Consider the following 12,178-nt stretch of genomic DNA (forward strand, 5'->3'; position numbering starts at 1 on the left):
GGCTGGCCTTCCTCTCTGCCGGTTCAGTGGGGGGTGTGTGCGGGTGCGTGGGGGTGGTGCCGGTGGGGGTGCTGACCGGGGTGCGGGTGGCCGTGGGGGTGGTGGGCCGCGCCCGGTCCGTGGCTGTGCGGGTAGCCGTGCCCGTGCTCCGCGTCGAGGCCGGCCCGGATGCCGTCCTCCCCGTGCCCGAGCGTGTGCAGCGCGGCCGCCGTCCGCGCCGCGATCACGCCGGCGATCGCCGACGGGCGCAGCAGCGGGCCTCCGTCGCGGATGCCGGCGGGCGCGACGGCGGGCTCGCCGTCGCGCGTGCCGTCCCGCGAGCCCTTCCCTGCGCCGTCCCGCGAGCCCACCCCTGCGCCGTCCCGCGAGCCCACCCCGGCGCCGTCCCGCACGCCGTCCCGGACGCCGGGCAGCGCTCCGTCCCGGACGCCGGGCAGCGCAGCACGCAGGGCCGGGCCGAAGGAGGCCGGAACGGCCGTCACCTCGCGGGCGCCGAGCAGGCGGCAGCGTTCGGCGCCCTCGGCCGGGTCGGGGTCACCGCCCTCGAAGGCGACCTCCACCCAGCGGTGCCGTCCGTACTGGCGGACCAGTCGGGCGATCCGGAACAGTTCGGCGTCCTCGAAGGGACCGGCCGTCGGGGCGGTGACCAGCAGGGCGCCGTCGGGGGCGGTGCGGGCGGCGGCCCGCAGCCAGCCGATGAGGTGCTCGGCGGCGCCGAAGGGCGCGGCCAGCGCGAGCCGGCCGCGGCCCTCGCCGGCGGCGAGCCAGCGCAGTGCCCGGGCGCTGTCGGCCACCAGCCGGGGGTCGCGGCCGAGCGTCATCGGCACGACGCAGACCGGCCGGTCGTCGGCGGCCAGCGCGCGCCGGACGGCCTCGGCGAGCGGGCGGCCCGCCGGGGCGGCGGCGTGGACGGCGGGGTCGGCCGCCACCAGCGGGGCGAGGTCCCGGCCGCCGTCGCTCTCGTGCCCGCCGGCCAGCACCACCGTGGCGGACTGCGGTGGCGTCATGGCTCAGGCACCCACCGGGTCGTGGCAGGAGACGAGCTTGGTGCCGTCCAGGAACGCGGCCTCGACCTGGAGCAGCGGCAGCATCTCGCGCACGCCGGGCATGACGTCGGCGTTGCCGACGACCTGCTTGCCGATCTCCATGCATTCGGCGACGGTGCGGCCGTCCCGGGCGCCTTCCATGATGGCTTCGCTGATGAGTGCGCAGGCCTCGCTGTAGTTCAGCTTGACGCCGCGGTCCCGGCGTTTGCGGGCCAGATCGGCGACGACGTAGATGTATAGCTTGTCCATCTCACGGGGCGAGAGATTCACGGGAATCACTCTTCCTTTCCGAGGATCCGATGAAATGCAAGGGAGTTGGACGGACAATCAGACCCGGCGCAGGCGGGGAACGGCCGGCACGGCCGCCAGGAACAGCATCGTGGTCAGCACGAACGGCCAGGTGAAGGCGTGGCCGCCGAAGGGCGCGCAGATCGCCGCGAGCGCCGGGGTCAGGACGGTGGCGGTGGCCGCACCGAGCAGGGCGTAGCCCGCGCTCCAGCGGCTCGGGGCGACGAAGACCCCGCACAGCGCGAGCGCCACCAGCACGCCGCTGTAGCCGAGCAGCCCCTGCCCGACCGCCTCGGCGGGCGCGCCGAGACCCCAGGCGGCGAGCAGACCGGTGGCGCTGCCCGCACAGGCCATCAGGCCCGCGAGACGGCTCGCGGCGAAGAGGCCGGCCAGGAACAGCAGGCCGACGTACCACTGGGGCATGAAGAAGATCTGACCGATGTTCGCGAAGAAGCCGCGCCAGAGCTCGTCCCAACCCAGCCCGGTCTCCCCGACGGCGGCCGCGGGCAGGGCGGCGGGCGCCTCGGCGCCGCGCCACAGCCGCCGGAACCCGGGGGCAGCGACCGTGAGGCCCGTCGCGACCAGGCAGAACGGCGCGGTCAGCGCCGGGAGCCGCCACGCCTCCAGGACCGTCCCGAGCCCCGCCGTGACCACCACGGCGACGGCCGAGCCGAGCACCGCCACCGCGACCGTCGCCGGGTGCCCGGCCCCGAGGAGGACGGCGCAACCCAGCGCCACCAGGCACCCGTTGTACCCGTGCAGCCCGGCCCGGACGGCGCGCCGGTCGAGCCCCAGCCCGTACGCGACGGCGGTCGAGACGGCGGTGCCGAGCAGACCGTAGAGCCCGAACTGCGGGCCGGCCGCGAACAGTGCGGCCACGAAGAGGAGTCCGCACACGGCGGACGGCATGAAATCGACCTGAGCGACGCCGCGCAGGACTTCGGCGACCAACCTGACGGATATCGGACGAGCCGGCGCGACCGCGCTCTCCCCACCCTCGTACTGACCCATGCTTCGCACCAATTCCCGGTACGGCCGGTGGGTTTGGAGACAGCCCCCGGCGATTCCTCCGGAACCGTACTCCTACGGATTGCGAAGTCGGTCACATACGGGCCGTTACGTCAAATCGACGAAGCGTGACCACAGGGCCGTTGAACTGCAACATTTTGTTGAAGAAGGCGGGGGTCGGCGTCCCCGGAGGGGGGAATTCTTTGCGAAGTTTTACTCAGGGATGCCCAAATGCCGGACCAGGAACCCCTCCGAGGCCTCCACCTCGAAGTCCGGCACCTCCAGATGGCCGCCGGGATTGGCGTGCAGCGTCTTCTCGCGCGAGCCGAACGCGCCGAACAGCGCCAGCGCCCCCTCCCGCGGGACCAGCTCGTCGTCCCACTGCAGGACGAACTCCAGCGGCACACCCACCCGCTCCGCCGCCTCGGTCTGCGCCGTGTGCCCCGTCAGCCCGAACACCGCGGCGGTGATGCGGGGTTCGGCCGCCGCGAGCGGGATCCCGACCACGCTCCCCAGCGACAGCCCCCAGAACCCGACCGGCCCGTACGGGGCGTCCGGGGCGTCGGGCCTGCCCGGCGTGTCCGGGCCGTGCAGGGCGTCCGGCCCCTGTAGGGCGTCCAGCACGGCCACCCACTCCGGCACCGCCCGCTCCGCGAGGGCCGCCGTGTGCCGCGCCACCCACGCGCTGATCGGCCGCCGGGCCGCCAGCAACTCCCCGATCTCCGTGACGAACCGCTCGTCCTGCGCGCTACGCGGCCGCTCCCCGTGCCCCGGCGCGTCCAGCGCCACCGCGGCGTAGCCGTACCGCACGACGCACCGCCGGGCCCGCTCCTCGACCGTCCGGCTGCTCCCGCCGCCACCGTGCCCCAGCAGCACCAGCGGCCGCCCGCCGAGCGGCGGTCCGGCCGGCTGCCAGAGCACACCGGGCACGCCGTCGAGGGTGAAGCCGCGTTCCGAGACGCCGTCCGTGTCGATCTCCGAGGTGAAGTCCACCCCGCCATCATGGCCCCCGACACGCGTTCGAGTCCGGTCAATGCCCCAGTCCGCCACCGCACGGACCCCACCGCCGGACGGCGAACGGCGGGTACGGCAGCGGACAGCGGCGGACGGCAGCGAACAGCGGGGAGGGGGACGTCGGATCCGCCGACGTCCCCCTCCCCCGCGTCCCCGTGCTCGCGCTCGGTGCGGACCGGCCGCTACCGGACCGCCGCGTGCTCCTTCAGGAAGTCCAGCAGCAGCGCGGTGGTCTCCTCCGGGCGCTCCAGGCTCGGCAGGTGACCGGCCCACGGCAGCTCCAGGTGCCGGGCGTTCGGCAGGACGGCCGCGAGGGTCTCGGCGATCTCCCGGAAGTCCGGCAGGTCGTGCGCGCCACCGACGGCCAGGGCCGGGACGGTGACCGACGAAAGGTCGACCTCCTCCTTGTCCGGGCCGACCGTCGCCTCCATCTGCACGTCGAACGCGTGCCGCTGCATCAGCCGGACGCCCTCACGCACCTCCGCGGTCGCCTCCGGGCCCAGCCAGGTGTCGACGTTCAGCGCGACGGCGCCGTCGATGTCACCGGCCTCGATCAGCTCCTCCTCGCGGTCGCCGAACGCCCGCAGGGTCTCGCTGGGCTCGTGCCCGGGCATACCCGCCGCCAGCAGCGCCAGCGCGGTGACGGCCTGCGGCCGCAGCGCGGCCACCGTCAGGGCGATCCGCCCGCCGTGCGAGGCGCCGACCAGCGCGGCGGACTCGATGCCCAGGTGGTCCAGGAGCGCCAGGACGTCCCGGGAGTCGCTGTACGGGACCTCCGAGAGCGGCGACTCGCCGAACCCGTGGAAGTCCGCCCGCACCACCCGGTACCCGGCGTCGAGCAGCGGCTGCCACTGCGCGTCCCACATCCGTCGGTCGCACACCGAGGAGTGCAGCAGCACCACGGCGGGCCCACTGCCTGCTACGTCATGAGAAATGATCATCGGGCGGATGCTAACCGCCCAACCGCCGGTTCCCCAAGCGACTTCCGCAGCTCACGACGAACCCGGCCGCACGAATCCGCCGGATCCCCCCAGATCCCCCGGGCCCAGGTGCGGGCCACCGCTCCGCCCACCCTCCCGCCCCACCGATCCCCACCGCACCCACCGCCCGTGCCCCTGGATGAGGGGCCCGCGCCGGAGTAAGCGTTTCCGGCCGCGCCCGCATCCACCGCCTCCCCCGGCCCCCACTCCGCCGCCCTCCCGCCCCACCGATCCCCACCGATCCCCACCGCACCCACCGCCCGTGACACCGGACGAGGGGGCCCGCGTCGGAGTAAGCGTTTCCGGCCGCCCGTGGGCTCCGGGTGGGTGAGGAGGTGCTCATGGGAGAAACGAAGAGCGGGCGGGACGACGAGTTCCAGACGTTCATCGTCGCGGTCTGGCCGCGGCTGGTCCGCACCGCGTACCTGCTGGCCGGCGAGCAGTACGCGGCGGAGGACCTGGTGCAGTCCGCCGCGGAGAAGGCCTGCGCGGCCTGGTCGAAGGTGCGGCGGGCGGACGATCCGTACGCCTACGTGCGGCGGATCCTGGTCAACCAGCACGCCCGCCGCTGGCGGCGCCGCCCGCCGGAGCTGCTGGTGGACGCCGTGCCGGACACGGCCGGTCCGGAGGACGGGTTCGCCCGGTCCGACCAGCGCGGGCCGCTGCTGACGGCGCTGGCGGCCCTGCCGCCGCGCCAGCGGGAGGCGGTGGTGCTGCGGCACTGGGAGGACCTCAGCGACAGCCAGACCGCGGCCGCCATGGGGTGCTCGGTGGGCGCGGTGCGCAGCCACGCGGCGAAGGGCATCGCGCGGCTGCGGCAGGCCACCGAGCTGGTGGCGTTGAAGGACACGACACACATCGGAGGAACGGTATGAGCAGGGACGTGACCGCCGACAAGGACCCGTGGATCGGGCTCGGCATGGCCGAGGCGGCGGCGGGCGCGAAGGTCGGCCCGGTACCGGTGGCGGACATCCTGGCGGGCGGCCGCCGCCTGCGGCACCGCCGCCGCGCGGTGGTCGGGGCGGTGGCGCTGGCCTCGGTGCTGGCGCTGACGGGCGGGGCGCTGGCGGAGCTGCGCCCGGATCCGGCGGCCGGCCGGCTCGCCCCGGCCGGGTCCGGCGCGGCATCCGCCGCGCCGACGCCCGCCCCGACGGCCGCCACGGCCGGACCCGCGGTGCGCGACCCGTTCACGCCGGTCCGGGTCCGGATCGGGCAGGGCGTCTCCAACGGCAGGACCTGGGAGCTCTGGCAGGCCCTCTGGCCGGTGGCGCCGAAGGAGCGGGCGTACGAGCAGGCGCTCGCGGTGTGGCAGGAGCGCGCCCCCTTCGACCCGGCCGTCTCCAAGCCGACGGAGGACTTCGTCGCCCACTACTGGGACCCGGACGCCGACGTCGTCAACACCTACCTGGTCGTGGACGGGGTGCGCCTGCAGCACGACTCGGAGGGCACCACGCCGTCCCCGGGCAAGCTCGATTCGCGCGCCGCGACCGACGTCGGCGGCGGCCTGGTCGGCCGCAGCACCAAGGACGGCATCGTGCCCCCCGTGGACGTGGTGCTGATCTCCGTCGGCCCCGACGTCGGCCGGGTGGTGGTGACCTGGACGGACGGCACGACCACCGAGCCCCAGCCGGTCACCGTCGGCGACTCCCCCACCCGACGCCTGGCGGTCGCCCGTCCGGGCACGATGCGGGCGAAGTCGTGGCAGTTCTTCGACAGGAACGGCAAGCAGCTCCCGAACAACGACGCCAAGTACCTCACCGAGGCGTCGTTCTGACCGTCCGGAGGACCACGGGAGCCGGTCTCCCGGCGGAGTGACGCTCGGGGGGCCGGTGCGGACGGGGGCGGCCCGGTGGGGGCGGGGCGTGCACGGGCTCGGCCTGCCCCGGACCGGCCGCCGTCAGCCCGCCGCGGCTTCCAGCAGCAGCTTCGCCGCCGACGCCGCCCCGTCCGTGCGGATGTCGCCCGCGAGGGCCGCGGCCCGGCGGGCGGTCTCCGGGGTGAGGGCCTGCCGGAGGGCGGCGGACAGGGTGTCGGTCGTCGGGGTCGGCCCGTCGTGGGCGACGCCGATGCCCAACTCGGCGACCCGCGCGGCCCAGTAGGGCTGGTCGACGATCTGCGGAACGAGGACCTGGGGCACACCGGCCCGGGCGGCCGTGGTGGTGGTGCCCGCGCCGCCGTGGTGGACGACGGCGGCGACCCGGCGGAACAGCACCTGCTGGTTGACCTCGCCGACGGCGAAGCAGTCGTCCGCGCCGTCGGCCTCGGCCAGTCGGGCCCAGCCGCGCCCGAGCAGGACCCGGCGGCCCTGGGCGCGGACGGCGTCGACGGCCACCCGGGCGGCGCCCGCCGCGTCGCGCAGCGGCATGCTGCCGAAGCCGACGTACACCGGCGCCTCACCGGCCGTCAGGAAGGCCTCCAGGTCCGCGGACAGCGGGCGGTCGTCCGGCAGGATCCACGCGCCGGTCTGCACCACGTCGCGGTCGGCCGGGAGCCGCCACGGGTCGAGCGTCGGGTCGGTGGCCAGCCAGGGGCGGTCGGTGAGGACGTGGTCGCGGACGTTGTCGACGACCGGCAGCCCGACGGCCGCCCGGTGGGTGTTGACCGGTTCGCCGAACAGCGCGTTCATCGCGCCGATGTTGAGCTCCCACAGCTCCCGGTTGTCGGTCACCCCCGCCGGGTACGGCTGCATCGGGTACTCGAACGGCCGGTGGTGCGGGGAGGGCAGCATGGTCGGCTGCAGGGCGACGCACACGAAGTGGGCGCCCAGTTGCTCGGCCGCCGCCTGCGCGCCGGCCACGGCCGGGAACAGCCCGGTCGCCACCACCACGCCGCCCGGTTCGGCCGCTGCGAGCACCGCCCCGTGGAACTGCTCGACCAGCCGGGCCGCCCGCGCGGGGATCTCCGACGGCGCCGGCGGCGGCCCGCTCACCAGCGAGCGCACCGCCTGCCCGACCGGCACCAGGTCGACCCCGGCCTCGGCCAGTCGCGCCGCGAACTCCGCGTCCGGCGGGGCGCACACCCGCACCTCGGCGCCCGATGCCTTCAACTGCAGCGCCAGCCCCGCCAGCGGCTCGACGTCCCCGCGCGACCCGTACGTCGACAACACCACTCGCACGTCGTGACTCTCCTGTGATTCGCCGTTCCTGCCCTTGAGTCGGTGATTCTGCGGCACCACCGGGGCCTTGCGGCAAGGCCCCCCGTGCGCTATACGTTGAGAGTGGCGAGGAGTGAGTGCACCTCCTCGGCCCCCCTTCCCCTCCCCCTCTTCCGGGCCTCGCGGCCGCGCAGGCGCGCAGCCCTTCTGACGGGCTGTCAAACTCTGTCCATGCGAACGATCATCGAGGGCATGGCCGAGCAACTGACCAGCGTGCCGGGCGTGGTGGGCGTGATGCTCGGGGGCAGCCGGGCGCGGGGGGAACACGACGCGGGCTCGGACTGGGATCTGGGCGTGTACTACCGGGGCCGGGGCGACGGACTCGACCTGGCGGCGCTGCGCGCGCTGGCCGGGCCCGGAACGGAGGTGGCCGGACCGGGCGGGTGGGGTCCGTGGGTGAACGGCGGTGCGTGGCTGCGGGTCGACGGGGTCGCCGTGGACTGGATCCTGCGGGACCTGGACCGTGTCGAGCGGGTGTGGGCGGACTGCTGCGAGGGGCGCTACGAGGTGGGGGTGCAGGCGGGGCATCCGCTCGGGTTCTGGTCGCCCTGCTACGCCGGCGAGGTGGCCTGCGGGCAGGTGCTCGCCGATCCCACCGGCGAGTTGACGAGGCTGAAGCACTTGACCGCGGTCTATCCCGAGCCGCTCCGCACGGCCCTGACGGGGGCGGCCTGGGAGGCCGGGTTCCTGCTGGACCTCGCCGCGAAGGGCGCCTCCCGCGCGGACACCCTGTACGTCTCGCTCTGCCTGTCCCGGGCGTTCGGCGTCCTGGTGCAGGCGCTCCACGCCCATGACCGCCGCTGGTGCCTCAACGAGAAGGGCGCCCTGGCCGTCGCCGACCGACTTCCCGCGGCGCCCCGGGACTTCGGCCGACGGACCCGCACTCTCCTGGCCGCGCCCGGCGGGTCGCCGGACGACCTGGCGGCGACGGTCGCGCGGGCGCGGGAGCTGACCCGGGAGGCCGTCGCCGCGCTCGACCGCTGAGCCCGCCCCGGGCTCCCGGCCGGGCGGCGGGGGCCCCGGCCGGCATTCTCTGCCCGCCCCTGGGCTCGTCCCGCCCGAGCTCGGCCGCTCAACGCGACACGCCTCGGTCGGAGGGCAGCCCGCCGCGCGGCGACGGGCTGCCCTCCCCGGATCAGTCGGGCGTGACGGGTGACGCGGTGCCGGCCGTCACCCGTAGCAGTTCCTCGTACGACATCGGAACCACCGTGTGCGGGTGCCCGGCGGCCGCCCACAGCACCTCGTACTGCTGGAGCGCGGTGTCGACCACCGTGCGCAGCGGGGCCGGGTGGCCGGTCGGGGCGACCCCGCCGATGGCCTGGCCGGTGGCCTCGCGGACCCGGCCGGCGCTCGCCCGGACGATCTCGCCCGAGCCCAACCGGGCGGCCAGGTAGGCGGTGTCGACCCGGTGGGCCCCGCTGGTCATCACCAGCAGCGGCGCGCCGTCGCACAGGAACACCAGACTGTTCGCGATGGCCCCGACCTCGCAGCCGAGGGCCGTCGCGGCCTCCGCCGCCGTACGGGCGGAGTCCGGCAGGACGACGATCTCACCGGCGATGCCGGCCGCTGCCAGCGCCTCGGCGACCGCCTGGCTTCGAGTGGGAAGAGAAGGGGACGTCATCGGCCCATCATGCCTCTCGCTCATGATCGATGCTCATGACGTGCGCTCATGACGTGCGCTCATGACGTGCGCCGCGCTGAGCCCCATGAGTTCCTCTCATGACTCCGCGCCATGATTTCCCCTCATGGCCCCCGGCCTCGATCCCATGAGTTCCGCTCATGACCTCACCTCATGAGCCCCACTCATGTCCTCCCCCGCCTCGACGCCAGGGCCGAAACCGGAACCGGCGCCAGGACCGGAGCCGGAGCCGCAACCGGCCCCCGCCCGACCGGCCGCGCTCAGGACCGCCCGTACGCCCGCGGTGAGGACGGAGGTGTCCCGGCCTACTCCCCAGACGACCGGGCCGCCGGCTCCGCCGATCCGCGCCTGGACGTAGGCGACGGCGTCCGGCCCGGAGCGCACCGCGTGCTCGCTGAAGGAGAGGATCTCCGCCCCCACCGCGTTCGCGACCGCGTCCAGCGGCCCGGCGCCGGTGCCCCGCCGTCCGTCGACCTCGGCCCAGTCGTCGCCGACCCGCCAGGACCGCGAGGATCCCTCGTCGAGGTACTCCGTCCGGAACAGCCCGTACAGTTCCTCGCCTGTCATCTCCCTCCCGCTGTCGTCCGTCGCCCGCTGCACGACCCGCGCGAACTCGATCTGCAGCCGCCGGGGCAGCTCCAGCCCCTCGCCGGCCTGCAGCAGGTAGGCGATCCCGCCCTTGCCGGACTGGCTGTTGACCCGGATCACCGCCTCGTAGTCCCGGCCGAGGTCGGCCGGGTCGATCGGCAGGTAGGGCACCGACCAGGGTGCTTCCCGTTCGGTGACGCCCAGCTCGGCGGCGGTCCTGGCGTGCTGCGCGAAGCCCTTCCTGATGGCGTCCTGGTGGGTGCCGGAGAAGGCGGTGTGCACCAGGTCCCCGGCGTAGGGGTGCCGCTCGTGGACGGGCAGCCGGTTGCAGTGTTCGACGGTGCGCCGGATCCCGTCGATGTCGGACAGGTCGAGCATCGGGTCGACGCCCTGGGTGTGCAGGTTGAGCGCCAGGGCGATCAGGTCGACGTTGCCGGTGCGCTCGCCGTTGCCGAACAGGCAGCCCTCGATCCGCTGCGCGCCGGCCAGGACGGCGAGTTCGGCGCAGGCGACGCCGGTGCCCCGGTCGTTGTGCGGGTGGACGGAGAGGATCACCGAGTCGCGCCGCTCCAGGTGGCGGTCCATGTACTCGATCTGGTCGGCGTAGACGTTCGGGGTGGCGATCTCGACCGTCGCCGGCAGGTTGTGGACGACCGGGCGGTCCGGGCACGCGTCCCACAGCCGGGTCAGCCCGTTGCACACCTCCAGGGCGTAGTCGGGCTCGGTCAGATTGAACACCTCGGGCGAGAACTGGAACCGCAGGCCGTCCCGGCCGTCTCCCAGCCGGGCCATGTGCGTGGCGGCCTCGGTGATGAGTGCCCGCAGCTGTGCCCGTTCCTTGCCGAGGACGACGTCCCGCCACAGCGGCGCGGTCGCGGTGTAGAGGTGGACGACGACGCGCGGCAGGCCGGCGACGGCTTCGAAGGTGCGCTCGATCAGGTCGGCCCGGGCGGCGGTGAAGACGACGACCGTGACGTCCTCGGGGACGGCGCCGGGGGTGGTGGCCAGCTGCCGGACGAAGTCGAAGTCGGTCCGGCTGGCGGAGGGGTAGCCGACCTCGATCTCCTTGAAGCCCATGGCCAGGAAGAGGTCGAACATGCGCTGCTTGCGTGCCGGGTCCATCGGTTCGGCGAGCGCCTGGTTGCCGTCCCGCAGGTCGACGGGCACCCACAGCGGAGCCCGTTCGATGCGCCGGCCGGGCCAGCGCCGCAGCAGGGCGGGGACGTGGACCCGCTGGTGGGCGGGGAGGTAGCGGTGGGAGGGCATGGCGCCGCCGCGTTGCGGGTTCCAGGCGGGGGCGTCGGCCGGGGCGGGCCCGGCGGGGGCGTGCAGGGTCGGGAAGATCATGCGAGTTCCTCATGACGCGTACCGGTGACCGGCAGGTCGGCGCCCCGCAGCGGGGTGCCGGTCCGGTCACGCCCCGCTGCGGCCACCAAGAAGAAGGCCCCCCAGGGGCGGGATCCACGGCTGCATGCCGGGTAGGGTAACCATGACAGAAGTCCTCAGACAACCTGACAGGTGAGCCCGATGACCCCGCTCCGCCCCTCCCCCCTCGCCGAACAGGCCGCCGCGCGGATCGAGGAGCAGATCCGGACCGGCCGGTGGCCGGTCGGCGGGAAGCTGCCGGGCGAGGTTGCGCTGGCCAAGGAGCTGGGCGTCGGCCGCTCGACGGTGCGGGAGGCGCTGCGCACGCTCGCCGCGGCCGCGATGGTGCAGAGCCGCCAGGGCTCCGGGGTGTTCGTCACCGCCGACCGCCCTACCGGGGACTGGTCCGCCCGGCTGCGCCGCGCCGAGCTGGCGCACGTCTACGAGGTGCGGACGATGGTCGAGGTGCAGGCCGCCCGCCTCGCGGCCACCCGCCGCACGGAGGCGGACCTCGCCGCCCTCGACGCCGCCCTGGCGGCCCGCCGGGCGGCTGGCGCGGCCGACGACACCGCCTTCGTGGACGCCGACATCGCCCTGCACACGGCCGTCGTGGCGGCTGCCCACAACCCCGTCCTGGACGACCTCTTCGCCCAGTTCGCCCCGGTCCTGCGGGAGCAACTGGTGGCCCTGGTCGGCCTGTTCGACATCCGGGCCGAGGATCCGAACCAGGGCTACGACGCGCACGCGGCCCTCGTCCGCGCCGTCCGCGACGGCTCGCCGGAGGCCGCCGGGCGGGTCCTGGCGGCCGAGTTGGAGGCCACCCGCTCCCGCCTCCTGGCGGGCTGAGCGCCGCACCCGGGCCGTGGTGAGCCTCCCATAGCAGGCCCCCGGGGCGGCGTCACACAGTTTTCACACGTTGGCCATCCACCGGCCGCGCGGCTCGTTGACACTGTGTCAAGCAAGTCCGGGACAGCCTGCTCCGCATACAGACAGTCAACGGCTGGATGACATTGTGCCCACAGCGTGTGCAAGCACCGCTCAGGCAGCGAACGGGCTTTCACTCCAATCACACGGTATGACTAATATCGCTTCGTCA

The 12,178-nt window shown here is 74.7% G+C and carries 12 protein-coding genes; 4 read left to right on the plus strand and 8 right to left on the minus strand.

Going from position 1 to position 12,178, the window contains the following annotated elements:
- Nucleotides 1-23 precede the first annotated feature (23 nt).
- From ACIRST_RS11900 to ACIRST_RS11920, 5 genes are all read right to left on the minus strand, one after another.
- Complete coding sequence (locus tag ACIRST_RS11900) at nucleotides 24-1,007, minus strand: sirohydrochlorin chelatase (RefSeq protein WP_402801964.1); 984 nt, start codon at nucleotides 1,005-1,007, stop codon at nucleotides 24-26.
- Nucleotides 1,008-1,010: 3 nt separating this feature from the next.
- Nucleotides 1,011-1,316 carry an urease subunit gamma gene (locus ACIRST_RS11905; RefSeq protein ID WP_363652535.1) on the minus strand — a complete coding sequence of 102 codons (306 nt, stop codon included), beginning with the start codon at nucleotides 1,314-1,316 and terminating at the stop codon, nucleotides 1,011-1,013.
- A 57-nt stretch (nucleotides 1,317-1,373) separates the two neighbouring features.
- Complete coding sequence (locus tag ACIRST_RS11910; RefSeq protein ID WP_402801967.1) at nucleotides 1,374-2,345, minus strand: urea transporter; 972 nt, start codon at nucleotides 2,343-2,345, stop codon at nucleotides 1,374-1,376.
- A 210-nt stretch (nucleotides 2,346-2,555) separates the two neighbouring features.
- On the minus strand, nucleotides 2,556-3,335 hold the full coding sequence (locus tag ACIRST_RS11915; protein ID WP_402801970.1) for an alpha/beta hydrolase: 780 nt from the start codon (nucleotides 3,333-3,335) through the stop codon (nucleotides 2,556-2,558).
- A 203-nt stretch (nucleotides 3,336-3,538) separates the two neighbouring features.
- Entirely contained in the window at nucleotides 3,539-4,297 is a 759-nt protein-coding gene (locus ACIRST_RS11920; RefSeq protein WP_402801973.1) for an alpha/beta fold hydrolase, read from the minus strand.
- A gap of 380 nt (nucleotides 4,298-4,677) precedes the next feature.
- On the opposite strand from ACIRST_RS11920, the gene ACIRST_RS11925 reads away from it, so the two are divergent.
- A complete protein-coding gene (locus tag ACIRST_RS11925) occupies nucleotides 4,678-5,211 on the plus strand; it encodes a SigE family RNA polymerase sigma factor (protein WP_350519135.1) in 534 nt (177 codons plus the stop codon).
- On the plus strand, nucleotides 5,208-6,110 hold the full coding sequence (locus ACIRST_RS11930) for a hypothetical protein (protein WP_402801975.1): 903 nt from the start codon (nucleotides 5,208-5,210) through the stop codon (nucleotides 6,108-6,110). The genes ACIRST_RS11925 and ACIRST_RS11930 overlap by 4 nt, the downstream gene beginning before the upstream one ends.
- Before the next feature lie 123 nt (nucleotides 6,111-6,233).
- On the opposite strand, the gene ACIRST_RS11935 is transcribed toward ACIRST_RS11930, so the two are convergent.
- Entirely contained in the window at nucleotides 6,234-7,451 is a 1,218-nt protein-coding gene (locus ACIRST_RS11935) for a glycosyltransferase (protein ID WP_402801977.1), read from the minus strand.
- Between the two features lie 210 nt (nucleotides 7,452-7,661).
- Here ACIRST_RS11935 and ACIRST_RS11940 point away from each other — a divergent pair, with 210 nt between their 5' ends.
- Nucleotides 7,662-8,474, plus strand: coding sequence for a nucleotidyltransferase domain-containing protein (locus ACIRST_RS11940; RefSeq protein ID WP_402801980.1), 813 nt, complete (start codon nucleotides 7,662-7,664; stop codon nucleotides 8,472-8,474).
- 151 nt (nucleotides 8,475-8,625) lie between these two features.
- On the opposite strand, the gene ACIRST_RS11945 is transcribed toward ACIRST_RS11940, so the two are convergent.
- Together ACIRST_RS11945 and ACIRST_RS11950 are read right to left on the minus strand one after the other, a co-directional pair.
- The gene (locus ACIRST_RS11945) at nucleotides 8,626-9,111 is read right to left on the minus strand and encodes a YbaK/EbsC family protein (RefSeq protein WP_402801983.1); all 486 of its coding nucleotides are present in this window, start codon (nucleotides 9,109-9,111) and stop codon (nucleotides 8,626-8,628) included.
- A 156-nt stretch (nucleotides 9,112-9,267) separates the two neighbouring features.
- A complete protein-coding gene (locus ACIRST_RS11950; protein ID WP_402801986.1) occupies nucleotides 9,268-11,064 on the minus strand; it encodes a 2-isopropylmalate synthase in 1,797 nt (598 codons plus the stop codon).
- Nucleotides 11,065-11,244: 180 nt separating this feature from the next.
- Here ACIRST_RS11950 and ACIRST_RS11955 point away from each other — a divergent pair, with 180 nt between their 5' ends.
- Nucleotides 11,245-11,928, plus strand: coding sequence for a FadR/GntR family transcriptional regulator (locus ACIRST_RS11955; RefSeq protein WP_402801988.1), 684 nt, complete (start codon nucleotides 11,245-11,247; stop codon nucleotides 11,926-11,928).
- Nucleotides 11,929-12,178 lie beyond the last annotated feature (250 nt).

It is taken from the genome of Kitasatospora sp. NPDC101447, assembly GCF_044767225.1.
Classification (GTDB): Bacteria; Actinomycetota; Actinomycetes; order Streptomycetales; family Streptomycetaceae; genus Kitasatospora.

Bases quoted from the DNA above. Each gene is read 5' to 3' on its own strand.
- ACIRST_RS11910 (WP_402801967.1), bottom strand. From the start codon at position 2,345: ATGGGTCAGTACGAGGGTGGGGAGAGCGCGGTCGCGCCGGCTCGTCCG.
- ACIRST_RS11920 (WP_402801973.1), bottom strand. From the start codon at position 4,297: ATGATCATTTCTCATGACGTAGCAGGCAGTGGGCCCGCCGTGGTGCTG.
- ACIRST_RS11950 (WP_402801986.1), bottom strand. From the start codon at position 11,064: ATGATCTTCCCGACCCTGCACGCCCCCGCCGGGCCCGCCCCGGCCGAC.
- ACIRST_RS11930 (WP_402801975.1), top strand. From the start codon at position 5,208: ATGAGCAGGGACGTGACCGCCGACAAGGACCCGTGGATCGGGCTCGGC.
- ACIRST_RS11940 (WP_402801980.1), top strand. From the start codon at position 7,662: ATGCGAACGATCATCGAGGGCATGGCCGAGCAACTGACCAGCGTGCCG.
- ACIRST_RS11925 (WP_350519135.1), top strand. From the start codon at position 4,678: ATGGGAGAAACGAAGAGCGGGCGGGACGACGAGTTCCAGACGTTCATC.
- ACIRST_RS11955 (WP_402801988.1), top strand. From the start codon at position 11,245: ATGACCCCGCTCCGCCCCTCCCCCCTCGCCGAACAGGCCGCCGCGCGG.
- ACIRST_RS11900 (WP_402801964.1), bottom strand. From the start codon at position 1,007: ATGACGCCACCGCAGTCCGCCACGGTGGTGCTGGCCGGCGGGCACGAG.
- ACIRST_RS11945 (WP_402801983.1), bottom strand. From the start codon at position 9,111: ATGACGTCCCCTTCTCTTCCCACTCGAAGCCAGGCGGTCGCCGAGGCG.